At 68.1% G+C, this 25,723-nt stretch carries 26 protein-coding genes and 1 tRNA gene; 15 read left to right on the forward strand and 12 right to left on the reverse strand.

The features are described from left to right. Nucleotides 1–22 precede the first annotated feature (22 nt). A complete protein-coding gene (locus GGR12_RS07350; RefSeq protein ID WP_183203673.1) occupies nucleotides 23–514 on the reverse strand; it encodes a GlcG/HbpS family heme-binding protein in 492 nt (163 codons plus the stop codon). A gap of 35 nt (nucleotides 515–549) precedes the next feature. Further along, nucleotides 550–1,185: a DUF938 domain-containing protein gene (locus GGR12_RS07355; protein WP_246328746.1), complete on the reverse strand. Its 636-nt coding sequence runs from the start codon at nucleotides 1,183–1,185 to the stop codon at nucleotides 550–552. 217 nt (nucleotides 1,186–1,402) lie between these two features. On the opposite strand from GGR12_RS07355, the gene GGR12_RS07360 reads away from it, so the two are divergent. Beyond that, nucleotides 1,403–3,250, forward strand: coding sequence for a phosphoenolpyruvate carboxykinase (GTP) (locus tag GGR12_RS07360; RefSeq protein WP_183203675.1), 1,848 nt, complete (start codon nucleotides 1,403–1,405; stop codon nucleotides 3,248–3,250). Between the two features lie 57 nt (nucleotides 3,251–3,307). Next, on the forward strand, nucleotides 3,308–4,315 hold the full coding sequence (locus GGR12_RS07365) for an FAD-dependent oxidoreductase (RefSeq protein WP_221212218.1): 1,008 nt from the start codon (nucleotides 3,308–3,310) through the stop codon (nucleotides 4,313–4,315). On the opposite strand, the gene GGR12_RS07370 is transcribed toward GGR12_RS07365, so the two are convergent. Further along, complete coding sequence (locus GGR12_RS07370) at nucleotides 4,316–5,047, reverse strand: TonB family protein (protein WP_183203676.1); 732 nt, start codon at nucleotides 5,045–5,047, stop codon at nucleotides 4,316–4,318. A gap of 169 nt (nucleotides 5,048–5,216) precedes the next feature. Between GGR12_RS07370 and GGR12_RS07375 the strand changes: the two genes are divergently transcribed. Together GGR12_RS07375 and spbR are read left to right on the forward strand one after the other, a co-directional pair. Continuing rightward, nucleotides 5,217–6,011 carry a transglycosylase SLT domain-containing protein gene (locus tag GGR12_RS07375; protein WP_183203677.1) on the forward strand — a complete coding sequence of 265 codons (795 nt, stop codon included), beginning with the start codon at nucleotides 5,217–5,219 and terminating at the stop codon, nucleotides 6,009–6,011. Nucleotides 6,012–6,091: 80 nt separating this feature from the next. Continuing rightward, entirely contained in the window at nucleotides 6,092–7,243 is a 1,152-nt protein-coding gene (gene spbR, locus GGR12_RS07380) for a SpbR family protein (RefSeq protein WP_183203678.1), read from the forward strand. Nucleotides 7,244–7,294: 51 nt separating this feature from the next. Here the strand turns inward: spbR and GGR12_RS07385 are convergent, their stop codons facing one another. The 3 genes from GGR12_RS07385 to GGR12_RS07395 all read right to left on the reverse strand — a co-directional run bounded on the left by GGR12_RS07385 (nucleotide 7,295) and on the right by GGR12_RS07395 (nucleotide 9,671). Further along, on the reverse strand, nucleotides 7,295–7,771 hold the full coding sequence (locus GGR12_RS07385; protein ID WP_183203679.1) for an Hpt domain-containing protein: 477 nt from the start codon (nucleotides 7,769–7,771) through the stop codon (nucleotides 7,295–7,297). Nucleotides 7,772–7,837: 66 nt separating this feature from the next. Then, nucleotides 7,838–8,620, reverse strand: coding sequence for an NAD kinase (locus GGR12_RS07390; RefSeq protein ID WP_183203680.1), 783 nt, complete (start codon nucleotides 8,618–8,620; stop codon nucleotides 7,838–7,840). Nucleotides 8,621–8,651: 31 nt separating this feature from the next. After that, on the reverse strand, nucleotides 8,652–9,671 hold the full coding sequence (locus GGR12_RS07395) for a DUF2336 domain-containing protein (protein ID WP_183203681.1): 1,020 nt from the start codon (nucleotides 9,669–9,671) through the stop codon (nucleotides 8,652–8,654). A gap of 268 nt (nucleotides 9,672–9,939) precedes the next feature. Here GGR12_RS07395 and GGR12_RS07400 point away from each other — a divergent pair, with 268 nt between their 5' ends. The 4 genes from GGR12_RS07400 to GGR12_RS07415 all read left to right on the forward strand — a co-directional run bounded on the left by GGR12_RS07400 (nucleotide 9,940) and on the right by GGR12_RS07415 (nucleotide 15,958). After that, on the forward strand, nucleotides 9,940–10,704 hold the full coding sequence (locus GGR12_RS07400; RefSeq protein ID WP_183203682.1) for a class II aldolase/adducin family protein: 765 nt from the start codon (nucleotides 9,940–9,942) through the stop codon (nucleotides 10,702–10,704). Then, on the forward strand, nucleotides 10,701–11,483 hold the full coding sequence (locus GGR12_RS07405) for a hypothetical protein (protein WP_246328747.1): 783 nt from the start codon (nucleotides 10,701–10,703) through the stop codon (nucleotides 11,481–11,483). Before GGR12_RS07400 ends, GGR12_RS07405 begins: the two co-directional genes overlap by 4 nt. 114 nt (nucleotides 11,484–11,597) lie before the next feature. Then, complete coding sequence (locus GGR12_RS07410; RefSeq protein ID WP_183203683.1) at nucleotides 11,598–12,731, forward strand: efflux RND transporter periplasmic adaptor subunit; 1,134 nt, start codon at nucleotides 11,598–11,600, stop codon at nucleotides 12,729–12,731. Next, complete coding sequence (locus GGR12_RS07415) at nucleotides 12,731–15,958, forward strand: efflux RND transporter permease subunit (RefSeq protein WP_221212296.1); 3,228 nt, start codon at nucleotides 12,731–12,733, stop codon at nucleotides 15,956–15,958. Before GGR12_RS07410 ends, GGR12_RS07415 begins: the two co-directional genes overlap by 1 nt. A gap of 1 nt (nucleotide 15,959) precedes the next feature. Here the strand turns inward: GGR12_RS07415 and GGR12_RS07420 are convergent, their stop codons facing one another. Further along, nucleotides 15,960–16,463 carry a c-type cytochrome gene (locus GGR12_RS07420; RefSeq protein ID WP_183203685.1) on the reverse strand — a complete coding sequence of 168 codons (504 nt, stop codon included), beginning with the start codon at nucleotides 16,461–16,463 and terminating at the stop codon, nucleotides 15,960–15,962. Nucleotides 16,464–16,615: 152 nt separating this feature from the next. On the opposite strand from GGR12_RS07420, the gene GGR12_RS07425 reads away from it, so the two are divergent. The 3 genes from GGR12_RS07425 (at nucleotide 16,616) to GGR12_RS07435 (ending at nucleotide 19,061) form a co-directional block, all read left to right on the forward strand. Next, nucleotides 16,616–16,891, forward strand: coding sequence for a FeoA family protein (locus GGR12_RS07425; protein ID WP_183203686.1), 276 nt, complete (start codon nucleotides 16,616–16,618; stop codon nucleotides 16,889–16,891). Continuing rightward, entirely contained in the window at nucleotides 16,891–18,762 is a 1,872-nt protein-coding gene (feoB, locus tag GGR12_RS07430) for a ferrous iron transporter B (RefSeq protein WP_183203687.1), read from the forward strand. Before GGR12_RS07425 ends, feoB begins: the two co-directional genes overlap by 1 nt. A 98-nt stretch (nucleotides 18,763–18,860) precedes the next feature. After that, the gene (locus GGR12_RS07435) at nucleotides 18,861–19,061 is read left to right on the forward strand and encodes a hypothetical protein (RefSeq protein WP_183203688.1); all 201 of its coding nucleotides are present in this window, start codon (nucleotides 18,861–18,863) and stop codon (nucleotides 19,059–19,061) included. Nucleotides 19,062–19,174: 113 nt separating this feature from the next. Here GGR12_RS07435 and GGR12_RS16905 read toward each other — a convergent pair whose 3' ends face one another. Further along, entirely contained in the window at nucleotides 19,175–19,615 is a 441-nt protein-coding gene (locus GGR12_RS16905; RefSeq protein WP_425486210.1) for a helix-turn-helix transcriptional regulator, read from the reverse strand. A 446-nt stretch (nucleotides 19,616–20,061) separates the two neighbouring features. On the opposite strand from GGR12_RS16905, the gene GGR12_RS07445 reads away from it, so the two are divergent. Continuing rightward, nucleotides 20,062–21,270 (forward strand): DUF6161 domain-containing protein, encoded by a 1,209-nt coding sequence (locus tag GGR12_RS07445; protein WP_183203690.1) that lies wholly within the window; start codon nucleotides 20,062–20,064, stop codon nucleotides 21,268–21,270. 159 nt (nucleotides 21,271–21,429) lie between these two features. Further along, complete coding sequence (locus GGR12_RS07450; RefSeq protein WP_183203691.1) at nucleotides 21,430–22,140, forward strand: hypothetical protein; 711 nt, start codon at nucleotides 21,430–21,432, stop codon at nucleotides 22,138–22,140. 181 nt (nucleotides 22,141–22,321) lie between these two features. On the opposite strand, the gene GGR12_RS07455 is transcribed toward GGR12_RS07450, so the two are convergent. After that, nucleotides 22,322–22,397: transfer RNA gene (locus GGR12_RS07455), tRNA-Thr, on the reverse strand. Between the two features lie 23 nt (nucleotides 22,398–22,420). Between GGR12_RS07455 and GGR12_RS07460 the strand changes: the two genes are divergently transcribed. After that, entirely contained in the window at nucleotides 22,421–22,819 is a 399-nt protein-coding gene (locus tag GGR12_RS07460) for a DMT family protein (RefSeq protein WP_221212220.1), read from the forward strand. On the opposite strand, the gene GGR12_RS07465 is transcribed toward GGR12_RS07460, so the two are convergent. After that, nucleotides 22,816–23,253, reverse strand: a complete 438-nt coding sequence (locus GGR12_RS07465) for an HIT family protein (protein ID WP_183203692.1) — start codon at nucleotides 23,251–23,253, stop codon at nucleotides 22,816–22,818. The two genes, GGR12_RS07460 and GGR12_RS07465, sit on opposite strands and share 4 nt — an antisense overlap. A gap of 101 nt (nucleotides 23,254–23,354) precedes the next feature. On the opposite strand from GGR12_RS07465, the gene GGR12_RS07470 reads away from it, so the two are divergent. Then, nucleotides 23,355–23,717 (forward strand): phage holin family protein, encoded by a 363-nt coding sequence (locus GGR12_RS07470; RefSeq protein ID WP_183203693.1) that lies wholly within the window; start codon nucleotides 23,355–23,357, stop codon nucleotides 23,715–23,717. A gap of 1 nt (nucleotide 23,718) precedes the next feature. On the opposite strand, the gene GGR12_RS07475 is transcribed toward GGR12_RS07470, so the two are convergent. Both GGR12_RS07475 and GGR12_RS07480 read right to left on the reverse strand, forming a co-directional pair. Continuing rightward, nucleotides 23,719–24,879 (reverse strand): GNAT family N-acetyltransferase, encoded by a 1,161-nt coding sequence (locus tag GGR12_RS07475; RefSeq protein ID WP_183203694.1) that lies wholly within the window; start codon nucleotides 24,877–24,879, stop codon nucleotides 23,719–23,721. A 226-nt stretch (nucleotides 24,880–25,105) separates the two neighbouring features. Next, nucleotides 25,106–25,564, reverse strand: a complete 459-nt coding sequence (locus GGR12_RS07480; RefSeq protein ID WP_183203695.1) for a RidA family protein — start codon at nucleotides 25,562–25,564, stop codon at nucleotides 25,106–25,108. Between the last annotated feature and the right edge of the window lie 159 nt (nucleotides 25,565–25,723).

The raw sequence follows: 25,723 nt of genomic DNA on the forward strand, positions 1-25,723 counted from the left end.
CAGGCCGTGTCCGCGCAAGGCGCTATCGGGCCAGCGCCGCCCGCGCCACTTCATCGTCCTGCGCCGAGGACGCGCCCGACACGCCGATCGCGCCCACCACCCGGCCGTCGACGATGATCGGCACGCCGCCCGACAGCGGAATGATCTCGCTGACGCCCAGAATGGCGTGGCGGCCGCCGGCGACGCCTTCCTCGTGCGACGAGGTCGGCCGGCGGAAGCGCGCCGCCGTCTCGGCCTTGCGCTGCGACACCTCGATGGAGGCGTATTGCACGTCGTCCATGCGCGCGAAGGCGACCAGTTCGCCCGACGGCTCGACCACGGCGAAGGCCATGCGGAAATTGCGGCTCCGCGCCTCGGCCATGGCCCGCTCGATCAGCGCCTGGGCGTCCGCCAGGCTGATCGGCGCGCCGTACGGCGGGGCCGGCGCGGCGGCCGGAGTCGGCGTCGGCGCGGTCTGGGCCAGGGCGGGGCCGGACAGGGCCGCCACAGCGAGGGCGAGGACGATGCGCTTCATGACGGGCTCCGCGGCTGGATTGGATACGGCGCAGCTTAGGCGGCTGACAGCCGTCGGAACAGGAGGATCAGATTGTTCGCCGGCATTTCGATCCGCCGGGTGAACGCCAGCCCCTCCGCCTTCGCCGCCGCGGCCACCGCGTCCCGGTCGCGCAGGCCCCAGGCCGGGTCCCGGCTCTTCAGGCTGATGTCGAAGGCCTCGTTGCCCGGCGCGGTCGCGACCTCCGCCTCCCGGTACGGCCCGTACAGCGCCAGCAGCCCGCCCGGCCTGCGCAGCACCCGCCCGGCCAGGCGCATCAGACCCTCGGTCGCCGCCCACGGACTGATATGGACCATGTTGATGCAGACGACGGCGTCGACCTCCGCCTCCGGCCAGGTCGCCTTGTCCAACATGTCCAGCGCCAGCGCCGGCTTCAGATTGGCCAGCCCCGCCTGCGCCGTCCAGGCCGCGATGCTCGCCCGCGCCTCGGCCGACGGATCGCTCGGCGTCCACTCCAGCCCCGGCAGCGCCCCGGCCAAAGCCACGGCGTGTTCGCCCGCCCCGCTGGCCACCTCCAGCACCCGTCCCCGGGCCGGCAGATGGGCCCGCAGCACCTCCAGAATCGGCCCCGTGTTCCGCGCCGTGGCGGGGGAGGAGAGGGCCCCGGAGGGAGTCGCGGTCGCGGGATCCATGGTCTGCATGCACGTCCCGATAGCCCGCGAAACCCGTCCCCGCGACCGGAAATGTGCACCGGCGCCGGAGGTCACCGGTCGCAAAAGGTTGAAACTTGCATCGTTTGACGCGGCGTCCGCTTCCAGCCATTGCCCCGGCTGAAACATTGCGTGATCATCCACGCAGGGAGGGTCACGACGGCGCAGATCGTCGGGCCAGCGTTCAGGAGTTTTGACAGTGACTGCATCCGTCATCCCGGGTCTTCACCCGGCCCCTACCGCGCACGCCGGCCTCATCGCCTGGGTCGAACAGATCGCCGCCCTCACGAAGCCCGACCGGGTTCACTGGTGCGACGGCTCGGAGGCCGAGAAGGCCGCCATCGTCGCCGACCTGATCGGCAAGGGCACCCTGCGCGAGCTCGACCAGACGAAGCGCCCCGGCTGCTACTACGCCGCCTCGGACCCCAAGGACGTGGCCCGCGTCGAGAGCCGCACCTTCATCTGCTCGGCTGACCAGGCCGACGCCGGCCCGACCAACAACTGGGCTGACCCGGTCGAGATGCGCGCCCGCATGGACGGCCTGTTCGACGGCTGCATGGCCGGCCGCACCATGTACGTGGTCCCGTTCTCCATGGGGCCGCTCGGCTCGAAGATCAGCGCCCTCGGCGTCGAGATCACCGACAGCGGCTACGTCGCCGTCTCGATGGGCATCATGACCCGCATGGGCAAGCCGGCGCTGGACGTGCTGGGCGCCGACGGCGTCTTCGTCCCGGCCGTGCACACCCTCGGCGCGCCGCTGGCCGCCGGCCAGGCCGACGTGCCGTGGCCCTGCAACGAGGACAAGTGGATCGTCCACTATCCCGAGACCCGCGAGATCTGGTCCTACGGCTCGGGCTACGGCGGCAACGCCCTGCTGGGCAAGAAATGCTACGCCCTGCGCATCGCCTCGATCATGGCCCGCGACGAGGGCTGGCTGGCCGAGCACATGCTCATCCTCAAGCTGACCGATCCGAAGGGCCGCGCCAAATACGTCGCCGCCGCCTTCCCCTCGGCCTGCGGCAAGACCAACCTCGCCATGCTCCAGCCGACGCTGGAAGGCTGGAAGGCCGAGACCATCGGCGACGACATCGCCTGGATGCGCTTCGGCGACGACGGCCGCCTGTACGCGGTGAACCCGGAAGCCGGCTTCTTCGGCGTCGCCCCGGGCACCAGCCGCAACACCAACCAGAATGCGCTCGCGACCCTGGCCACCAACACTGTCTTCACCAACACCGCCCTGACAGCCGACAACGACGTCTGGTGGGAAGGTCTGACGAAGGAAGCGCCGGCGGGCCTGACCAACTGGAAGGGTGCGCCGCACGACCCGGCCTCGGGCGAGCCTGCTGCTCACCCGAACGCCCGCTTCGCCGCCCCGGCGCACCAGTGCCCGACCATCGCGCCGGAATGGGAAGACCCCAAGGGCGTGCCGATCGACGCCATCCTGTTCGGCGGCCGCCGCGCCTCGGCCGTGCCGCTGGTGACGGAAGCCTTCGACTGGGAACACGGCGTGTTCATGGGCTCGACGGTCGCCTCGGAAGGCACCGCCGCCGCCGAGAACAAGGTCGGCGAGCTGCGCCGCGACCCGTTCGCGATGCTGCCCTTCTGCGGCTACAACATGGGCGACTACTTCGCCCACTGGCTGTCGATGGGCGGCAAGACCGACGCCGCGAAGCTGCCGCGCCTCTACTTCGTCAACTGGTTCCGCAAGAACGAGGACGGCAAGTTCGTCTGGCCGGGCTTCGGCGACAACGCCCGCGTCCTGAAATGGATCGCCGAACGCCTCGACGGTGAAGCCACGGCCGTCGACACCCCGGTCGGCCGCGTGCCGTCGTCGGACGCGCTGGACCTGTCGGGCCTCAGCCTGACCGACGCCGACCTGGCGACCCTGCTGGACGTCGACGCCGAGGTCTGGGCCGAGGAAGCCGCGCTGATCCCCGAGTTCTATGCGAAGTTCGGCGATCGCCTGCCGAAGGCCCTGTGGGACCAGCATGCGGCGCTCACCACGCGCATCGACGCCCGCCGTGCCGCCGCCATCGCGGCCGAGTAGTCCGCGCTCGCGATAGCGCACTTGCAAAAGAAGCACGGGCGGTCGATCTGACCGTCCGTGTCTTCCCCTGATGTGATCGTCATCGGCGCCGGCGTGCTCGGCCTCTGCACCGCCGCCGAACTCGGCGCGCGGGGCCACGCCGTGACCGTCCTCGACCCCGGCGGGCCCAACGCCTCATCGGCTGCCGCCGGCATGATCGCCCCGGCGCTGGAAAGCCTGCTCGACGACCTGTCGCCCGGCCATTCCGCCCTGCTCAAGCGCGCCCGCGACCTGTGGCCCGCCTTCGCCGCCCGCCACGGCCTCACGCTGCATCTCGAAGGCGCCGAGTGGCGCGGTCCTGATCCTGACGCCGGGATCGCCCGCCTCCACGCTCTGGGCTTCGCCGCAGAGCGGACGGCGGCCGGTCTGCTAACCCCTGACGACTGGCGCGTCGAGGTGGCCGCCGCGATGGCTGGTCTGTCCGCAGCGACGGGCGTCCTGCGCCAAGTGGCGACCGTCTCAACCATTGATCGGACTGGCGACAGCTGGCGCGTCACGGCGGAAGACGGCCGCGCCTGGTCGGCTCCAGTCATCATCCTGGCGACCGGCGCCGCTGCGCCCCTGCCTGGCCTGACGGGGGGCACGACCGCCCTGATCAACCGGATCGAACCCATCCGCGGCCAGCTGACGCCAGTTCGATGCGCTTCGCCGGCCCGGGTGGTCCGGGCGCCGGGCGTCTATGCCGTCCCGTCCGAGGAGGGCGCCCTGTTCGGCGCGACTATGGAACCGGGCGTGCGGGACCTGTCGGTCGACGCCGACGTATCGACTCGCCAACAAGCCGCAGGCCTCAGCCTCCTCGATCACCAGGGGGAGGGCCTCCCGGCCCGCGTCGGCATCCGCGGCTCCACCCCGGACGGCCTGCCGATGGCCGGCGCCTCCCGCGAGCCCGGCCTGCACCTGGCCCTCGCGCCCCGCCGCAACGGCTGGCTGCTGGGCCCGCTGGTGGCCCGGATCGTCGCCGACGGAATTGAGGGCCGCGCGCCCGTGGACGACGCGGCGACCCTCGACCCGCTCAGGTTCGCCTGATCACTCCGCTGGCGGCACGAAGCGCAGGTTGATCGCCACGCGCGACCCCTCCGCGGCCCCGTTGACCGTGCGGGGGTTGATGCGGAAGTACCGCGACAGGCTTTGCGCAGCCCGCCCGAAGCCCTGGCCAGCCGGCGTCTCGCCGGTGATGTCGCAGGACGCGACCGTGCCGTCCGCCTGCACCAGGCAGTTCAGCGACGCGGACCCCGACACGCCCCTCGCCAGGGCCCTATCCGGATAGGCGCGCATCAGTTGCTCGGCCGAGGGTTGCCGGCTCCAGCTCGGGCTGGTGATAACCCGCGTGACCGGAGGGTCGGGGGTGACCGCCGGCCTGGCGTCTTCCACAGGTTTATCCACGGGCCGCGTGATGCTGATGACGGGCCCCTCGGCGGGCTTGGCGTCGTCGTTCAAGGCGACCGGATTTGTGTCGACGGTGGTCGGCGGCGCGGCCGGATGATGGATCGCCGTGTTCGGCGCGGCCGGCTCGGGCAGCTTCTCGACAGGCTTCTCCGGAACCGGCTCCATCGTCACGGTGATGGGGCGGGGTTCAGGCAGGACGAGCGGCGCCGGCATCTCAAAGCGCTGATAATACAAGGCGACTCCGACCCCCACGTGGGCGGCGGCGACGATGCCGATCGCAATCCAGCTGCTGCGCGAGAGGCGCTGCGTCCGGCGTTCGTTGAAGTTGATAGGGCTGACCGTTCCGGGCCCACCTGCAGTTCTGATCATCATGGCCGTACTTCCCTGTCTTCGCCGTCCCCACAGCGTCCCACGCCAAAGTTGAGCGCTGCCGTTGCGGCGGGTTTACGGCGACGGTTGGTCGGAATTCAGCTCGTTGAACCGCGTTGCGCGCGCACCACGTTAGGCTTTGGTTAACCAGACCCGACGACCGTTAACGATTATGACCATCGGGGCGATTCCATCGTCGAGCGGGGTTGAGGCGGCCATCCGGCGTGCGTCGAGCGCAACGGGTGTAGACGCCGATTTCCTCGTGCGCACCGCCCGTCGCGAAAGCGCGATGAACCCTTCCGCGCGCGCGCCGACCTCGTCGGCGGCCGGCCTGTTCCAGTTCATCGAGCAGACCTGGCTGGGCACGGTGAAGACGCACGGCGCCAAGCACGGCTACGGCCAGTACGCCGACCTGATCTATCGCGGATCGGACGGTCGTTGGCGGGTCGAGGGCTCGGCCCGGAACGTGGTGCTGGACCTGCGCTTCGATCCGCAGGCCGCGTCGGTCATGGCGGCCGAACTGACCGCTTCCAACGCGGCCTATCTGCGAGGCCGTACGGGGAGGGAGCCGGGCGCGGGCGACCTGTACGCCGCCCACTTCCTGGGACCGGCGGGCGCGGCCCAGCTGATGGACGCCATGGACCGGCGGCCGGGCTCCAGCGCCGCTTCGATCTTCCCGGAGGCGGCTTCGGCGAACCGGTCGATCTTCTATCGCGACGGGCGACCCGCCACCGTCGCCGAGGTGCACGCCAACCTGCAGCGCACCGCTGGAGAGGGGGCGCCGGCGGCCTCCACGGGCGCGCCGTCCCTGACCCCGGATCTGTCGGAGCGGGATCAGATGCTGGCTGCCCGTCTGGACCGGCTGCGGCAGGACCAGAGCCTGCTGTCGCTGCTGCTGGGGCAGGGCGACGGGGCGGATACCGGCTTTGGAAAAGCCTTCGGACCGGGAACGAGCGCCGACGCCTGACGCGAATCCGGCCATGGTGAACCGCCCGTTAACGATGACGGGCCGATGTTGTTCGCCAGCCAAGCCTTCGAGCGTCTTATATGACCGCCTACCGCGCCCGCCTGACCGAGATCGACATCCGCCGGCTGGTGAAGGCGACGGACGAGGACGAGCGCGCGGCGGCGGCCCACAAGCTGTGCCGCAGCATCGACAAGGCTGACCTCGACGAGGACGACCGCGCCGCCGCGCAGAAGATCCTGCGCCTGCTCGCCAACGACGCCGCCGAGCTGGTGCGCCGCGCCATGGCGGTGACGCTGAAGTCCTCCGACCTGATTCCCCACGACGTGGCGCGCCGGCTTGCCGCCGACGTCGACAGCGTCGCCCTGCCGCTGATTTCGTTCTCTCCGGTGTTCTCGGACGCGGACCTGATCGAGATCGTTCAGGCCGGGTCCGCGGTGCGTCAGACGGCCGTCGCGGGGCGCCCGTCCGTGGCGCGCGACGTCGCCAACGCTCTGGCCGAGACCGGCAGCGAGCAGGCCGTGCGCACCCTGGCCGCGAACGACAACGCCGACATCGCGGAAGCCGCGCTGGGCCGCTGCGTGGATCGCTTCGGGGCGTCGCCGGAAGTCGTCGCCGCCATCGCCTATCGTCAGGTCCTGCCGCTGTCGGTGACGGAGCGCCTGGTCGAACTGGCCTCGGACGCGGTCCGCGAGCACCTGGTCACCCGCCACGCCGTCGCGCCGGAGACCGCCATTCGTCTGGCGACCTTCGCCCGTGAGCGCGCGACGGTGGACCTAGTCGACCAGGCCGCCAACCAGGCCGACATGCCGTTGTTCGTCGCCAACCTGAACGCCCGGCGGGCGCTGTCAGGATCGCTTCTTCTGCGGGCGCTGGCGCGGGGCCAGATGGGCCTGTTCGAGCACGGCCTGGCCGAGCTGGCGGGTGCGCCGCACCAGCGCGCCTGGCTGATGATTCACGATGCGGGACCGCTGGGATTGAAGGCGATCTACGACCGGGCAGGCCTGCCGCCGCGGCTGTTCCAGGCCTTCCGGGCGGGCGTCGACACGTGGCGGGCGCTGCAGGCGGAGGGTGTGGATACTTCCGGGGATAACTTCCGGCACCAGATGCTGGAGCGGTTCCTGACCCAGCGGCCGAATGCGCCGCGCGAGGACCTGGCCTATCTGATGGAACGCCTCGACCAGGCGCCTGCGCCGGCGCGGACGCCGGTGGAAGTGGCCGCCTCGGCCGCATAGCAAAACGCCCGCCGGAGAGGCGGGCGCTCTGGCTTCGGACTATTGTGCGGATCACCCCAGGTGCTGGGCGACCTTGGCTTCGAGCGTTTCGGCCAGGATCTTGCCGGTGGGGTGGTCGTCGGTCTGGATCTGGTCGCGCACGACGGCCTTGATGGCGTCGATGTGGGCGTCGATCAGCACGACCGGGGCGGCCATGCGCTTGGTCTGCTCGTCCATCAGCTTGCAGAGCGAGCCGGCGAGGCGGGTCACCAGCGGATACTGGTAGGTCGTGCCCAGGCCCTTGAGGTCGTGGGCGCGGAAGTAGAGCGCTTCGGCGGTCTGGGTGTTGTAGCCCTCGGTGCGGATGTCCGTCTGGGCCTTGTCCAGCTTGACGATCTCGTCCTGCAGCCATTGGCCGAATTGGGCCGACATCGCCTTCAGGGCCTCTTCGGCCTTGGCGATGGCGCTGGCGTCGATGCCTCCGAAGCCGCCGCCAACCTTCATGCGAAGGGTGTTGGGCGGGCGAATGACCTGGGCCGAGTTGCTCACGGAGCGCTCCCGAAAATGAATGGGGGACACTGTGACGTCAGTGACATTAAAAAGCGGTGCACGACGTCAGGATGCGAATTGCTCGGCGAGCACGCGTTCCTCGAACGACCGCCCCGCGTCGAAGAGCATGGTCAGGGCGATGTCGCGGCGTTCGCGGATTTCGACCTTGCTGACCCGACGGACCTCGAAGCTGTCGGCGGTGGCGCTGACGGGGCGTTTGTCGGGCTCCAGCACCTCGAAACAGACCTTGGCCTGATGCGGGAGCAGGGCGCCGCGCCAGCGGCGGGGGCGGAAGGCGCTGATCGGGGTCAGGGCCAGGACGCGCGAATCCAGCGGGATGATCGGGCCGTGGGCCGAGAGGTTGTAGGCGGTCGATCCGGCGGCGGTGGCGAGGAGGCAGCCGTCGCAGGACAGCTCCTCGAGGCGCACGCGGTCGTCGACGCTGATGCGCAGCTTGGCGCTCTGGCGGGTCTGGCGCAGCAGCGAGACCTCATTGATGGCGAGACCGCTGTGGACCTGGCTGGCTTCGGTCCAGGCGTCCATCTGGAGGGGGTGGATCACCGCCCGGCCGGCGGCGGCGAGGCGCTCCAGAAGGTCGTCCTCCGAATAGTCGTTCATCAGGAAGCCGACCGAGCCGCGGTTCATGCCGAAGACGGGCGTGCGGCGATCCATGACGGTGTGCAGGGTCTCGAGCATGAAGCCGTCGCCGCCCAGGGCCACGATCACCTGGGCTTCGTTCGGATCGACCGAACCGTAGCGGGCGGCAAGCTGGTCGCGCGCGGACTGCGCCTCGGGACGATCCGAGGCGGCGAAGGCGATGCGGAGGGAGGTCTCGGAGGGCTGGCTCACACGCGCACGCAAGCCGAGCGCGGCGTCGAAGTCAAACGGCGGCCCGCTGCCCGGCCGGATCGGCGTCGACCAGGGCGCGGAAAGCGCGTGTGGCCGATGCCGGGGAAATCGCGCCGCGCAGCCAGACAGCCTGACCCAGATCGCCGGGGAGGCCGTGGTTCAGCTTGCGAAGGTCCGCGAGCAGGGACGGGAAGACGGCGCGATCGATCTCGACCGCCGCGCAGGCGTAGTAGAGGGCTTCCGGCGTGGCCGCCGCCAAGGCCTGGCGGACCTGCCCGACGGTGAAGCCGCCCAGGGCGGAAAGGCCGTGGACGAAGAGGCTGAGGCGACGCTCGCGCGCGGCGCGGACAAGGACGCCGCCCTTCAGTTGCCCCGCGGCCTTCAGCTTGGCGACGAGCCGGCGTTCCATTTCCTCGCGGCCCGGAGGCTCGGGTTCGAAGTGGTCGACCCGCGCCTTGCGGAGGACACCCTCGACGGCGTCGTAGACGGCGGCGCCGAGGCGCTGTTCGTCGACGGAGAAGCGGGCGGCGATCGACTGGCGCAGCGCGGTGCCGACCCAGTGATACATCTGCTCGGCCAGAACCTCAGTGAGGCGCGGGTGCCGGGTGAGGGGCGCGCGCAGGGCGGCGACGCGTCGCGACTGTTCGACCAGGCGACGCAGGCCCTCGACGCTGATTTCGGCGGTACGGTTGGTCGCCAGCGCGGTCAGGACGGCCGGGTCGCCCCGGTCGATGACGGCGTCGGCGACCCGGCCGCTGATTTGCGGACGGCGGGCGACGGCGATCTGGTGGTCGAGAGAGGCCTCGATCAGCACGCGCAACAGGTCATCGTCCTGCAGCACCGGGCTGGACAGCAGGATCGGGCGGGCGATTTCGATTTCGTCGAGCGCCAGGACGTTGACCAGGGCGACCGGCGCCCAGTCGGCGTGAGCCAGACGGTCAGCGAGGGCCTTGCGCACTTCGCGCTCGGCCTGACGGGCGAGGGTCAGGAAGATTTCGCCGAGAACCGGTGACAGTTCGCCGGCGGGCGGGCTGGCGTCGCACAGGGCCATGACGCCCAGAAGCAGGCGGTGGCGAGCGTCGGGACTCGTGTTCCGGGCAAGCGCGAGGAGTTCCCCGACAGAGGGGACGCTCTCCGGTGCGCGCGGAGGATGAACAAGCTGGACGAGGACGGTCACAAACGTCTCCGAAGCGCCGACGCGGTTCGACAAGATCAACGGTAGCGCTTGGGGACTAAGACAGGGTTAATGGAACCTGAATCTTGACGGGAACCCCGCCTGGCGCGAGCGTGCCGGCCTCCCGGTACCCAGGACAACGGCTATGGCTGACGGCGCAATCACTTCTCTCAAGTCGAAAGTCTCTGATGCGGAATGGAAAACCCGCGTCGAGCTGGCGGCCCTGTATCGTCTGGTCGCCCTGCACGGGTGGGACGATATGATCTTCACCCACATCTCGGCGCGCGTGCCGGGGCCAGAGCATCACTTCCTCATCAACCCGTACGGCTGGTATTTCGAGGAGATCACCGCCTCGTCGCTGGTGAAGGTCGATCTGGACGGCAACATCGTTCAGGAGACCACGGACTTCATCAACCCGGCCGGCTTCACGATCCATTCGGCGATCCACGGCGCCCGCGAGGATGCGCACTTCGTCATCCATCTGCACACCGTCGCCGGGGTTGGGGTGGCGGCGCAGAAGGAAGGGCTGCTGCCGATCGGGCAGAACGCCTGCCTGCTGCAGCATCAGGTCGCCTATCACGGCTATGAAGGCCTGGCCCTGAACCACGAGGAGCGGGAGCGACTGGTCGCCGACCTGGGGACCAAGCCGCTGATGCTGCTGCGCAACCACGGCACGCTGGCGGTCGGACAGACCGCGGCCCAGGCCTGGGTCGGGATGTTCTTCCTTGAGCGGGCGTGCGCCCAGCAGATCGCCGCGCTGTCGGGCGGTCGCGAGCATGTGCTGTTCGCGCCGGACGCCGCGCAGGAAGAGACGAAAGGGCAGGGCGCCGGAATCGGCTTCATCTCGGCGCTGGCCTGGCCCGGCGCGCTGCGGATGGTCGACCGAAAATCTCCAGGCTACGACGCTTGAGACCGGCCGGGGGGCTGCTTCTCTTTCTGATCGTCATCACCGGCGCCGCTCCTGCGGCGGCGGGCGCCTGGACGCAGCCGAAGGGCAAGGGCGAGGCGATCTTCAAGTATGAGGATATGCAGGCCGGGCGCGGCTTCGACCCCGACGGCGACCTGGCCGATCTTCCTGCCGACCGCACGGACCGGGTGTTGTCGCTGTTCACCGAATACGGCGTCACCGACAGCGTGAGCATCCGCTTCAAGGGCGAGTGGCAGTCCGGCGAGGACGCGTTCGTCGAATACGACGGTCGCGGGCCGCTGGAGATCGGCGTCAACTGGCAGGTCTGGCGCGACGACCACACGGCCGTGGCGCTGTACGCCGGTCTGGCTGATGGCGGAGAGGGGCGCAACGCCGGCTACGCGCCGCCGGGCGTCGGCGATCAGGACTGGGAGGTCCGGGCCGCGTTCGGCCGCTCGTTCAACGGCGGCAATGTGAGCGGCTGGATTCCCTCGGGCACCTTCTTCGACGTTCAGGCCGCGCGGCGGATGCGCGCCGGCCTGCCGGACGAGACCCGGCTGGATGCGACCGTCGGCGCCCATTTCGGCGAGAACTGGATGGTCCTCGGCCAGGCCTTCGGCGGCATGGCGGACGACGGCGGTCCGCAGTGGCTGTCGCTGGAGGCGTCCGTGGTGCGCTCGTTCGGCGACTGGCGGGTGCAGGCCGGGTGGCGCGAAGCGGTCGCCGGGCGGGAGACTCCGCAGTCCGGCGGGGCCGTCATCGCGCTCTGGTACAGCTTCTGACCGCGACGTCCGGTCGCGACGGAAAACCGGAACGGCGCCCGTTACAGGAACTTTAGTTGCGTCGACGGCGGTAGCCGCTAAGTCGGCTCGTCCCTCGTCCGGAGCGCCAGCCGCGTGATCAAACGCCACTTCTTCCTTGTCGCCGCGGCGGCCCTGCTGGGCCTGATGGTCGTTGCAGTGGTCCTGCGCATGGCGTTCGCCGACGATCAGAAAGCCGGCGGCCCCGGGGGCGGTCGCGGAGGTCCCGGCGGTCGTGGCCAGACCGTCGCGGAGGCGGTGGCGACGCCGCGCGAATTCTCCGACCAGATCCGCGTGCTGGGCGTCGCCCGGGGCCGCCGGTCGGTCAACATCACCTCGTCGACGAGCGAACTGATCACGCGCGTGATGTTCACGGACGGGCAGCGCGTCGCGGCCGGCACGCCGCTGGTACAGTTGCAGGCCCGCGAGGAAGACGCCGACATCGCCGAGGCCCGCGCCCGGGTGGCGCGCGCCCAGACCATGTACGAGCGCTACAAGGCGCTGGGCGATCGCGGCTTCGCCTCGCCGATGATGATCGAGCAATACGAGACCGAGCTGGAAACCGCCCAGGCCTCGCTGGCCGCCGCCCAGGCGCGGTCCGGCGATCGCACCATCCGGGCGCCGTTCGCGGGCGTGCTGGGGCTCAGCACGGTGACGCCGGGGACGCTGGTGAACCCGGGCGCGGTGATCACCACCCTGGACGACATCGATGTCGTCCGCGTCGATTTCCCGATCCCCGAGCGCTATCTCGGCGTGCTCCGCACCGGGACGCCCATCTCGGCCACGATCGACGCCTATGGCGACGAGGCCTTCACCGGCCGCATCGCCCTGGTCGACACGCGGATCAACGAACAGACCCGGTCGGTCACGGCGCGTGCAGAAATTCCGAATCCCGGCGGTCGCATCCGTCCTGGCATGGCCGTTCGCGTGGCCGTCCAGCAGGGCCTGCGCAACGGCGTGGCCGTGCCCGAGGCCGCGGTGCAGTACGAGGGCGACGGAGCCTTCGTGTACCGCATAGCCGCGGGCGACGGCGGCTCGACCGCCCAGCGGGTCGAGGTCGAGACCGGCGCTGTCGAGGGCGGCTTCGTCGAGATCGTCTCCGGCCTCAACGCCGGTGATCGTGTGGTCGGCTCAGGCCTGAACCGCATCCAGCCGGGCGCGCCGGTGCGCGTCGCCGGTCGCGGCGGTCAGGGCGCTGGCCAGGGCGCAGCCAGGGGCGCTGCGCGATGATGCTCTCCGACGTCTCGGTCCGCCGTCCCGTGATGGCCGCCGTGGCGGCCATCGTCCTCTGCGTGATCGGCGCTGCGGCCTTCTTCTTCCTGCCGGTGCGGGAGCTGCCCGACGTCGATCCGCCGATTGTTTCGGTCAACACGACCTACGCCGGGGCGTCGGCCGAAGTCATCGAGAGCCGGATCACCGAGCCGATCGAGCAGCAGATCGCCGGCATCCAGGGCGTCGAACGGATCAACTCGACGAGCCGCGACGGCCGCTCCAATGTGAACATCGAGTTCGCGCTGGACCGGAACATCGACGACGCCGCCAACGACGTGCGGGACCGCGTGTCGCGCGTGGTGGGCCGTCTGCCGGACCAGGCCGACCCGCCCGAGGTCGCCAAGGCGGACTCCGACAGCCAGCCGATCATCATCCTGTTCCTGCGCTCGACCAAGCTGAACCGGCTTGAGCTGACCGACTATGCGGACCGCTATCTGATCGACCGCCTGGCGACGGTGCCGGGCGCGGCGCAGGTGCAGATCTACGGCGAGCAGCGCTACGCCATGCGCATCTGGCTGGACGCCGGGGCGCTCGCCGCGCGCGGCCTGACCGTCAGCGACGTCGAAACGGCCCTGACCAACCAGAACGTCGAACTGCCGGCCGGCCAGCTGGAGTCGGGTCAGAAGGACTATACGGTCCGCGTCGCCCGCACCTACGCCCGGGCCGAGGACTTCCGCCAGCTGCCGATCGGCACGCGCGGTTCGGCCTCGACCACCGGGACGACGCAGACGGGGCAGACCCAGGCCAGCGTCAACCTGCCGAGCGGCGCGAGCGGCGCCCTGCAGGGGGCCGCCTCCTACGTGACCCGGCTGGGCGACATCGCCCGGGTCGAGGAAGCGCCGGCCGAGGACCGCCGGCTGTTCCGCGGCAACGGCGTCGACCAGATCGGTCTGGCCGTCACGCGTCAGGCCCAGGCCAACGACCTCGCCATTTCGAAAGGCGTGGAGGAGATGGTCGAGGAGATCCGCCCAAGCCTGCCGGAAGGTACGGAACTGGTCGTCGGATCCGACAACTCGGTCTTCACCAAGCACGCCATCGAGGAAGTCTGGATCACCATCGGCATCTCGATGGCGCTGGTGGCGCTGGTGAACTTCATCTTCCTGGGCACGCTCCGGGCGGCGCTCATTCCGTCGATCGTGGCGCCGATCTGCCTGCTGGCGACCTTCATCGTGCTGGCGCCGCTGGGCTTCTCGCTGAACCTGCTGACGCTGCTGGCGCTGGTGCTGGCCATCGGCCTCGTCGTCGACGACGCGATCGTCGTGACCGAGAACATCCAGCGCCGCATCGATCACGGCGAGCCGCCGTTGGTCGCCGCCGAGCGCGGCGCGCGTCAGGTGTTCTTCGCCGTGGTGGCGACGACGGTGGTGCTGCTGGCGGTGTTCGCGCCGCTGCTGTTCCTGCCCGGATACGTCGGGCGGCTGTTCGTCGAACTGGCCGCCGCAATCGCGGCCGCCGTGGCCTTCTCGGCCTTCCTGGCCCTCAGCCTGTCGCCGATGCTGGCGTCGAAAATCCTCCGTCCGGCGCACAGCGGCGGCTTCGTCGCGCGCCGCGTGGACTGGGCGATGGACAAGCTGCGCGGCTCCTATCGCAACTCGCTGGAGGCCCTGCTGGGCGTGAAGGCGGCGGTGATCGGGGTCATCGGCCTGATCCTGCTGGTCGGCGCCGGGGCGACGGTGATGTTCATCACCCTGCCGGACGAACTGGTGCCGCCGGAGGATCGCGGTCGCGTCGGCATCCGGGTCCAGGGCCCCGAGGGCGCCGGCTTCGACTACACCAAGAAGATCATGCTCGGGCTCGAGCCGATCCTGGCCGAGTACAAGGCCAACGGCGAGGCGGACAGCTATCTGGTGTCGGCGCCCGGCTTCGGCGGGGGCAGCTACAACACCGGCAATGCCAGCCTGATCCTCAGCGACTGGAGCAAGCGCGACCGCCCGGCGGACGAGATCGCCCAGGAGATCAACGGCAAGCTGCGCGGGCAGACGGACGCCCAGGTCAACGCCTCGGTGCCTGGCGCCTTCCAGCGCGGCGGCGGCAACTCCAACTCGGTCGAGATGATCGTGACGGGGGCCGAGTACGCCGACATCTACAACTGGATCCAGCCGGTGCTGGCGAAGGCGCTGGAGAATCCGGGCCTGTCGCGTCCGCGCCTGAACTATGAGCCCAACGCGCCGCGTCTGCTGGTCGACGTCGACTCCGAGAAGGCGGCGGCCTTGGGCGTTTCGGCGCAGGCCGTGGGCCGGACGCTGGAGACCATGTTCGGGTCGCGGCGCGCCACGACCTACCTGCGCGGCGGCCAGGAATACGACGTGATCCTGCAGACCCAGCGCGACAACCGTCGCAACGTGGGTGATCTGGAGGCCCTGTATGTCGCCACGGGCGCCGGGCAGCTGGTGCCGCTGTCGTCGGTGGTGACCACCAAGACCTCGGGCGACACGCCGGACCGGCGTCGTCTCGACCGCCAGCGGGCGATCTCGATCAGCGCCGACCTGAACCCCGGCTACACCATCGCCGACGCCACCGCCTTCCTGACCGAGGTCGCGGCGGAACAGCCGCAAGGCGTGGTGACGACCCAGTGGGGCGGGGCGGCGCGGGACCAGAAGGAGGCGGGCGGCGCGGTCGCCGCGGCCTTCGGCCTGGCCCTGCTGCTGGTCTTCCTGGTGCTGGCGGCCCAGTTCGAAAGCTGGATCACCCCGGCGGTGATCATGCTGACGGTGCCGCTGGCGGCGGCCGGCGGGCTGTTCGGCCTGACGATGGCCGGGTCCAGCCTGAACATCTATTCGCAGATCGGCCTGATCATCCTGATCGGCGTGGCGGCGAAGAACGGCATCCTGATCGTCGAGTTCGCCAACCAGCTGCGCGACCAGGGACGGTCGATCCGCGAGGCGATCATCGAGTCGTCGACGCTCCGTCTGCGCCCGATCATCATGACCTCGATCGCCACCGCATTCGGCGCGCTGCCGCTGGTGCTGTGGCACGGGGCGGGGGCGGGCAGCCGTCAGACGATCGGCGTGGTGATCTTCGCCGGGGCGATGTTCGCGACCCTGCTGACCCTGTTCGTGGTGCCCGTGATCTACGGCGTGCTGGCGCGCTTCACCAAGTCGCCGGAGTACACCGCCCGCAAGATCGAGGAGTGGGAAGCCAAGGAAGCCACCGCCAACGACCAGATCCCGGCCGCCGCCGAATAGATCAGGGCGCGGGGGCGGTCGCGGCCGGCGGCGTGTAGCCGGTCTCGACCTTCAGCCAGGCGATGACGTCGCGGCGGTCCGTGGCGTCGGGGATGCCGGCGAAGCTCATCTTGGTGCCCTGCAGGAAGGTGCGCGGGTTCTCGAGCCAGTGGTCGAGCCGCTCGGCGTCCCAGGTGAAGCCGGCCTGCTTCACGGCGGGGGAGTAGTTGTATTTCGGATAGGTCCCGGCCTGACGGCCGAACACGCCGTAGAGGTTCGGGCCCGTCATGTTCGGCCCGCCCTCGGTGATGGTGTGGCACGAGCGGCAGCGGGCGAAGACGCGGCGGCCGTTGTCGAGGCTGGCTTCGTTATACGGCGCGGGCAGGGAGGCGAGGAGCGCGGTCTTCTGGGCGTCCGTCAGGGCCGGCTTCGCCGGGGCGGCCGGCTGGTCCGATGCCGGTGTGGCGCTTTCGCCGCAGGCGGTCAGCGTCAGCAGGGCGACGGCTGCGAGGGCGAGGCGGGTCATGGGCGGGCTCCGGGTTGCGCGTCCCTCTGATAGCTCAACCGTGAGGCGGGGCAACCGCCTGCGACCCTCCGACAGACTGGACGCTGACGCTTCGCACCTGATAATCACTGTCAGATAGGCGCGCCTGTCAGCGCCAGTGGTTCAAGAGCCTGATGTCCGACACCCTCAAACTCAGCCAGGCCCGCAAGGGCGCCCGCGGCGTCATCGTGCGGGTCGGCGATCACCGCCACCACGGGCAGGAGCATGCCGCAGAGCTGGAGCGGCGTCTGCTGGAGCTCGGCTTCGTCGAGGGCGCCCGGATCGAGCTGCTGCACGAGGGTCTGTTCGGACGCGATCCCATCGCGCTGAAGGTGGACGACATGCGGGTGGCGCTGCGTCGCCATGAAGCGGCCAGCCTGACCGTTCGTCTCGATACGGCGGCCATCTGATGGATATGCACGTTCGCACCGCGCGGGTTGCCCTGGTCGGCAACCCCAACAGCGGCAAGACCGCCCTGTTCAACGCCCTGACCGGCGCGCACCAGAAGGTCGCCAACTACGCCGGCGTCACCGTTGAGCGGAAGGAAGGCCACATCCGGACGGCGGACGGCCGGACGATGTCGGTGCTGGACCTGCCGGGCACCTATTCGCTGCGCGCCCGCAGCCCGGATGAGGAGGTCACCCGCGACGCCGTGCTGGGCAAACTGGCGGGCGAGCCGACGCCGGACGTTCTGGTGGCGGTCGCCGATGCGACCAATCTGCGCCTGGTGCTGCGTCTGGTGCTGGAGCTGAAGGCCGTCGGGCGTCCGATGGTGCTGGCGCTGAACATGTACGACATCGCCCAGCGGCAGGGCCTACGGATCGATCTGGAGAAGCTGCGCGCCGAACTGGGCGTGCCGATCGTGACCACGGTGGCGACGCGCAAGCGCGGCATCGACGAGCTGATCGCCGCCATCGACGCGGCCGCCGGCGGTCTGTCGGCGACCGCCGAGAACGCCTGGGTCGCGCCGGACGCCGAGGCCCTGCGCGGCAAGGCCCTCGAGGCCGAGCGGATCATGAAGGCCTGCGTGCGTCCCCCCGAGCGGCCGGACACGCTGACGGGCCGGATCGACAGCCTGCTGCTGCATCCGGTCGCTGGTCTGGTGATCCTGCTGACGCTGCTGTTCGTGATGTTCCAGGCGGTGTTCACCTGGGCGACGCCGCTGATGGACGGGATCGAGGGCGCGCTGGGCATGCTCGGCGCCTGGGTGGCCACGGTCATGCCCGACGGCATATGGCAGAGCCTGATCGTCGACGGCCTGATCTCGGGGGTCGGCAGCGTGCTGGTCTTCCTGCCGCAGATCCTGATCCTGTTCCTGTTCATCATCCTGCTGGAGGACTTCGGCTACATGGCCCGGGCCGCCTTCCTGATGGACCGGATCATGGGCGGCGCCGGGCTGCACGGCCGCGCCTTCATTCCGCTGCTGTCCAGCTTCGCCTGCGCCATTCCGGGCGTGATGGCGGCGCGGGTGATCGACTCCAAGCGCGACCGGCTGACGACCATCATGGTCGCGCCGCTGATGACCTGTTCGGCGCGCATCCCGGTCTACACCCTGATCATCGCCGCCTTCATTCCGAACGAGCAGGTGTGGGGCTTCGCCAGCCTGCAGGGGCTGGTGATGTTCGGTCTCTACGCCGCGGGCATTCTGAGCGCGCTGGTCGTGTCGTTCGTGATCCGCAAGGTGTTCTGGAGAGGGGCGGTCGAGCCCTTCATGATGGAGCTGCCGGCGTACAAGACGCCGGACTTCAAGAGCGTGCTGTTCAATCTGTGGCTCCGCGCCCGCATCTTCCTGGAGCGGGCGGGGCGGATCATCCTGCCGCTGATGATCATCGTCTGGGCGCTGTCGACCTTCCCGTATCCGCCTGAGGGGGCGACGCAGCCGGCCATCGACTACAGCTTCGCCGGCATGATGGGTCACGCGCTGGAGCCGATCTTCGCACCCATCGGCTTCAACTGGCAGATGGTCATCGCCCTGATCCCGGGCATGGCCGCGCGTGAAGTGGCCGTGGCGGCGCTGGGCACGGTCTACGCCGTGGCTGATCCGGAGAGCGCGACCAGCCTGCTGGGCGCGACACTGGCGGCGCAGTGGTCGCTGGCCACGGGTCTGGCCTTCCTGGCCTGGTACGTCTTCGCGCCGCAGTGCGTGGCGACGTTGGGCGTGGTGAAGCGCGAGCTGAACTCGTGGAAGTGGATGTGGGTGATGGTCGTCTATATGTTCGGCCTGGCCTACCTGGCCGCCTTCGTCACCTATCGGGTCGCGGTGGCGCTCGGCGCGGGCTGAGGCGTCTCAGGGTTCACCCCGATTATCCTGGCGTCGGCGACGGGGCACTCTGCGGCGCAGAGGGCCGCGATGGCGGCGCGACAGGATCGGAGCGGATCATGACTGCGACGCGACCGGGAGGGGGAACCCTCATCGCCAAATTCCTGGTGGGACTGCTGTTCCTGGTGGTCGGACTGGCGATCATGCTCGTCGGGGTCTTCAACCAGGGAGCCGTCCTCATCCTGCTGGGCGGATTGATCGCCGCGGTCGGGCTGATCCTGATCGTGCTGAAGATCATCGCCCGGAACAGGCCGCTTTGACGCGGCGCGGCGTGGGCGATGGTGCCGGCTGCAGGAAACCTCTATCGTATCTAGTAACAAGTAATTACTAGGAAAATTATGGCTTTCACCATTGGGTACCGTCAGAGGTACCGTCAACTTTCACTATTAAGGTGACGCGTTTCATGGCGGGGAAATGGACTTTGCCGGAGCTTGTCCTTCTGCCAGGCTGCGATCTGCGAAGTTGCCCACAGCGTGCAGCGCCCGTCCTTGATACCTCGTGGAAATTCGTCGGCCCGAATGCGCCGATAGACCGTTGCGCGAGACAGACCGGTGAGCAGGAGAACCTCAGGCAGCCTAAGAAACTTCTGAAGGTGACCCTCTGAGGCGCTCACTTCTCGCAGTACCAAGGCTCCTGCGCCTCGCGATCGGCAGACGCTGCAGCCAGCGCGCAGATCTGACGCTCCTCGGGCGTCAATTGCCGCGGCGACCTGCTGCCTAGATGGTGAAAAAACATCAGGATCACGATGATTCCCAAGGCGCCTAGAAGGCAGCCGGCTCCATCCGGTCGCTTGGCGTCGCCAGCTTCCACGCACACCCCCTGTGTTCCGCGTGCCCGACCGAAGTCGGGTGGTTGGTCACGCGCGAACACAGGGAAGGCGCGTCCCGCCTATTCCCCGAAGGTTTTGTATTCAGCAGGCCGCCCGACAGAGCGGACCTGTGTTCACGCGCAACAGCGCATCGCCTTCCGTGACCAAACTTCGGGCGACGGCGGGACTATCGCTGCTTCGAGCGTCAGTGCCAAGCGGAATGGAGCGGTCGTGGGCGGTTGCCCAAACTAGAACTTGTTGCGGTGATGCGTAGATCGTTCATACACCAGTGATCGACCACCTCTGCCCACCTTCGATCGTCGCTACTGCTGTGTGGAGTACGAGTTGCGATCCTTTGGGTCGTCAAGCTTAAGACCCGTGGGGGTCTCCCCACCTGTTCATGGAGACCCGGACAGGCTAGTCCGCAGAAGTATATGGTGGGAGGGGGCTGAATGGCCGAGTGGTTCAACGCTGACGGGCGGCTGAATGCCGACGCCTTCCCTGGTTGGCAGGAGATTGCGACCTTTCGTCAGGAACAGGCAGCATACTGGCAAAGCCTAGGCGAAAGCGAACTAAGCCATGGAGCTGCTGTTCTTGTAGAGAACCAACAGGCCGGTCTACGAACGCTAAACCAACAAGTAGTCCGCATGCAGCAGCAGGGGCAGCACTATAATCAAGCCGCCCAGCACATGGCGAGGATGTTCGATAGTTCCGAAGGGGAGCTAATCGGTACCGGATCAAAGCTGCAAGAAACTCGGAAAGAGATTGCAAATATTCTATCGGAATCCGCGGCGCTCTTCTACATCGGCTTGAAGCGCGGCGCGCTGACATTGGGCGATGCCAGAGACCGGGACGACATCCTGGGCGCGCTTTGGGAGGTTGCGCCCGCATTATCTGAAACGTCAGCGTTGGCCGAACGTCTCAAGATGGAGCGAGAGAACGCACGGTCTACGGTGCGGCAGGTCACTGCTGAGGCGGCGGCCAAAGCCGAACTGGCTGACCAAGAATGGCGTCGGCTTGTACACGAAGCTCAGCGGACGGCTGCTCGTTGGGCCGTGCGACGAAACTGGCTTTGGCGAAAGGAGAGTAGGAACTGGCGCGATCGGCACGCCGCTTCCGAGGCCAGCATAAAGACTGTAGAGGCGACCTACAAAGAGCACATGGGGCTTGCAGCTCCTGTAGACTATTGGAAGAACAAGGCTGCTCAACACAAAGAATCCGAATTTTGGACTCGTCTCTGGGTCTTGATCTTCTTTCCGGCAGCCCTCGCGGGGATGGCGTATGCATTCAACGAGACGGGCGTATCGTTGATAAACGCTGCAAAAGAAGCCCAAGTGCCTGGGGCTCCGCCATTTCCCAACGCCATCTTCATTGTGGCTTCAGCTGGCCTCGCTTCTTGCGCCGGCTTGGTCTTCTGGGCCGGGCGCCTCCTGACGAAGCTGTATCTCAGCCAACATCACCTTCGCCAAGATGCTGAGGAGAGAGCGACAATGACCGAAACCTACCTCGCTCTTATAGAAAATAGCGCCGCATCGACCGAAGATCGCCAGGTGATCTTGAACGCGCTCTTCCGTAACACGCCCGACGGCATCGTGAAGGAAGATGGGGGCCTAGATCCCAGCATCGCCGCCGCCCTCGGAAAATTCCTTGCCAAGCCATAGTCGGACCCCGCGCCCAGCAACGGTGGGTCCGGGCGCGAAATGGCGTCGCCATCCGCAAAAGCTTGGCAGTTCTCCTGTCCTCGTACACGATCTCCACGTGATTTAGCACCATGGCTGGATCACTTAGGCGGATGAGACAGCCGCCAACAGAGCGCGCGAATGGCAGATGAGCAGAAGTCGGTGTGGCGGATCGCGGGCGAAACGCTACCCTTAGTTTCATTGGGCGGTGTGGCCCTCGCAATGTCCTATACCGTGGGATATTTCACACCCTTCGGCACGTCTTGGCTTAGCTTTCTTACCGTCGCAGATTTTCTTAGCGGCATCTGGTTTTTGACCCCCACTCTCCTTGCCGCTCTGATTGGTGGGTTCCTGTTTCACGCCACCGGTCGGCCTGGACCGAGTGGAAACACGACACCGGTGAAAGCCATCACCGTCATTGTTCTCGTCAAAAATCTGATCATTGGTATCCTGGCCGTGGTCGGCTTTTCGGCCGTTATGCTCGTTCGGGCCATCTATCCCGAAGACTTTAGGCTCCTCGCGGGCCTGACGATCATGCACGGGTTCGGCGTCTTCTTTCTCCCCGAACTGTATTGGAACCACGCTCGAGCCCGGACCATCATCCCTTTGTGCTTCACGTACGGTGCCATCACCGTGGTGCTCGGCTTCGGAATGATGATGGGTGAATCGATGAAACGCGCACCGCCTTCGACCTATGTGTCCCTTACGAATGGTGGCTCACTATGCACCACACTTGTTGGGCAGTTCGGTGGTGGCCTCCTCACCTATAACCCAAAGACCCGGACGCCCACTTTCGTGTCGCGCGATCGGGTTGTGGCGATAGCGAAGCTAGAAAAATGCCAAGCTTCTTGAGCTAGGCGGCGGTGCAATCGGCGCGACACCATCAACACAGTGAGATGCCTGCCGCAGGAATCGAACTGACGCTGTTTTCGGATCGCCGTCAGACAAAAAAAGCCAAGCAAATCAGTAGGTCGGAGAAGCCTGTTCTCAGTTTTGATTTCGGCTAAGTGACTGTTTTTAAATAAAAAACAGCTGGTGCCGGCTGCAGGAATCGAACCCGCGACATCCAGTTTACAAAACTGGCGCTCTACCAACTGAGCTAAGCCGGCGCACCGCTTGACGGGCGGCCCTTATGCTGGCGCATGAGGCGGGACGCAAGCCGGGGACGCAGGTGCCGATTTCAATTCCTCATCTGGCGCCGGTCCTGATGCTGGTCGCCTCCAACGTGTTCATGACCTTCGCCTGGTACGGGCACCTGAAATTCGGGTCCAAGCCGCTGTGGCTGGTGGTGATCGTCAGCTGGGGCATCGCCTTCTTCGAATACTGCCTGGCGGTGCCGGCCAACCGGATCGGGCATCAGGTCTATTCGGCGGCCGAGCTGAAGACGATGCAGGAGGTGATCACCCTGATCGTGTTCGCGATCTTCTCGGTCACCTTCCTGGGCGAGAAGCTGACGATGAACCACGCCGTCGGCTTCGCCCTGATCGTGGCGGGAGCCTGGTTCGTGTTCCGGGGGCCGATCCCGACCTAGTCGAGGGCGGCCGCGATGCGGTCGGCGAGGACCTTCAGGGCCGCGGCGTCGGCCATCGGGGCCTGGCTGTGACCCTTGAGCGGACGGTCGGACCAGCGCGGCACGATGTGGAAATGGACGTGGAAGACGGTCTGGCCGCCGGCCTCGCCGTTGTACTGCATGATCTGGAAGCCGTCGGGCTGCAGCGCCTTCTGCACCGCGCGGGCGGTGCGCCGCGTGGCCTCCATGAGGCGGGCGAGGACCGCCGGTTCGATGTCCAGCAGGGTGCGGGCGGTGGAGGTCTTCGAGATGACCAGCACATGGCCTTCCGACTGGGGGAAGACGTCCATGAAGGCGAGGACCTCGTCGTCCTCCCAGACCTTCACGGCGGGAATCTCGGCGCGGAGGATCTTCGCGAAGATGTTGTGCGGGTCGTAGGGCGCGTGAAGGGTCATGCGGGGCTCCGGGGCTTCAGGCGAGGCTAGCAATCGCGGGGCGGCGAGGGGAGCCCCGACGGGTTTCCGGTGTTATGCTCAAGGTCTTCACGGAGGAAGCCATGCTGCGTTTCATCATCCAGTTCCTCGTCACCGCCCTGGCCCTGTGGCTGTCGGCGAAGGTGGTGCCCGGCGTGTCTTTCACCGACAACGGCTCGCTGTGGCTGGCGGCGATCCTGCTGGGCGTGGTCAACGCCATCGTGCGGCCGATCCTGACCATCCTGACCTTCCCGCTGACCATCATCACCTTCGGCCTGTTCCTGCTGGTGGTGAACGCGGCGATGATCGGATTGGTGTCAGTCATGCTGGGCGGGTTCACGGTCAACGGCTTCTGGGCCGGGATCGGCGCCGCGATCGTGACCGGCATCGTCAGCTGGATCGCCGGCTGGTTCATCGGCCCGGAGCCGCAGCGCCGCGTCGAATAGGTCACCCCAGGTTCTTGCGGAAGGGCGAGAGCTCTTCCGTCATGGCGTCGATTTCGGCCTCGACCGCCGGGCGCTCGCGTTCGAGATAATCGGCGACGGGCGCGCTCAGGGCCGGGTCCGCGATCCAGTGCGCCGAGTAGACGGGTGCGGGCAGGTAGCCGCGGGCGATCTTGTGCTCGCCCTGGGCGCCGGCCTCGACGCGCGACAGACCGCGGGCGATCGCGAAATCGATGGCCTGGTAGTAGCAGAGCTCGAAATGCAGGAAGGGCACGTCGTCCAGCGCGCCCCACTGGCGTCCGTACAGGGCGTCGCGGCCGATCAGGTTCAGGGCCCCGGCGATGGGCGCGCCGTCGCGGTACGCCAGCACCAGGGCGATGCGGTCGGCCATGGTCGCGCCGAGGCGGCTGAAGAAGTCGCGGGTCAGATAGGGGCGGCCCCACTTCCGGCCGCCGGTGTCCATGTAGAACTGGAAGAAGGCGTCCCAGTGCACCTCCGTGATGTCGACGCCGGTGAGGGTGCGGATGTCGAGCCCGGCCCGGGCCTCGCGGCGTTCGCGGCGGATGGTCTTGCGGCGGCTGGACGACAGGGCCGAGAGGAAGTCGTCGAAGGTTTCGTAGCCGCCGTTGCGCCAGACGTACTGCATGTCCTGACGCAGCAGCAGGCCGCTCTCGCCCATGGCCCGCCACTCCTCGCGGGTGGGGAAGGTGACGTGCAGCGAGGAGACGCCGAGGCGTTCGGTGAGGGCCACGGCGCCCTGCAGCAGGGCCTGGCGGACGACGGCGGCGTCGCCGTCGGGATGGGCGAGGAAGCGCTGACCTGTCACCGGGGTGAAGGGCACGGCGCCGAGGAGCTTGGGGTAGTAGGCGCCGCCGGCGCGCTCGTAAGCGTCGGCCCAGCTGTGATCGAAGACGTATTCGCCCTGGCTGTGGCCCTTGAGCCAGAGGGGCATGACGCCGATGACGCGGCCGTCCGCGTCGGTCAGGGCGAGGTGGCGTCCGGCCCAGCCTTCACGCGGAACCGCGCTGCCGGACGCCTCGCAGGCATCGAGGAAGTCGTACGAGACGAAGGGGTCGCCGGACGGGGCCGCGCAGGCGTCCCACGCGTCCCGGCCGATGTCGGCGACCGCGTTGTGGACGTGGATGCGGAAGGCCGGCTCGGTCATGCGGACGTCCCGCGAAGCGGGGTGGGTATCCCTGTCGTCGCCGGCAGGTTCATCACGAAGAGCACCAAGGGGGCACAAAGAACACGAAGGAGTCCATGCGTGGCTCCGCGACCTTTGTGCGCTTCGTGCGGTCTTCGTGGCCTTGGTGATGCACCCGCTCCGCGGGACCGGACTCCGCGAGGAAGTCGGGTCCCGCTTCGCGGGAAGGATCGAAGCGTGGCGCCGATCAGCGGACTTCCACGATGGCGTCCACCTCGACGGCGAAGCCGAGCGGGAGCTTGTAGACGCCGACGGCCGAGCGGGCGTGGCGGCCCTTGTCGCCGAAGACCTCGACCATCAGGTCCGAGCAACCGTTGATCACGGCCGGGATGGCTTCGAAGTCGCCGGCGGCCTGGACGAAGCCGCCCAGCTTCACGACGCGGACGACGCGTTCCAGATCGCCGTCCAGCGCGGCCGACATCTGGGCCAGCAGGTTGACGCCGCACATGCGGGCCGCGGCCTGGGCCTGTTCCGGCGAGACGTCGGCGCCGACGGTGCCCTTCACGCCGCCCGAGGCGTCGTTCGACAGCTGGCCCGAGATGTGGACCAGGTTTCCGGTCTGGACGTAGGGCACGTAGTTGGCGACCGCCTTGGCGGGTTCCGGCAGGTTGATGCCGAGTTCGGCGAGGCGGGCGGCGACGGTCATGGGAAGCTCCTGAACGGGATTTGGGGGCGGTTTAGCGTGAGGGAAGGGGCTTGTCTTCCCTGTCCGCTTCTCCCTCCCCGGCACGGGGAGGGTCGGCGACGCGAAGCGGCGGCGGGGTGGGGAGGGCCCATCCTCCAGCCGCCCCCACCCGGTCGCTGC

This window comes from Brevundimonas lenta (assembly GCF_014196335.1).
Classification (GTDB): Bacteria; Pseudomonadota; Alphaproteobacteria; order Caulobacterales; family Caulobacteraceae; genus Brevundimonas; species Brevundimonas lenta.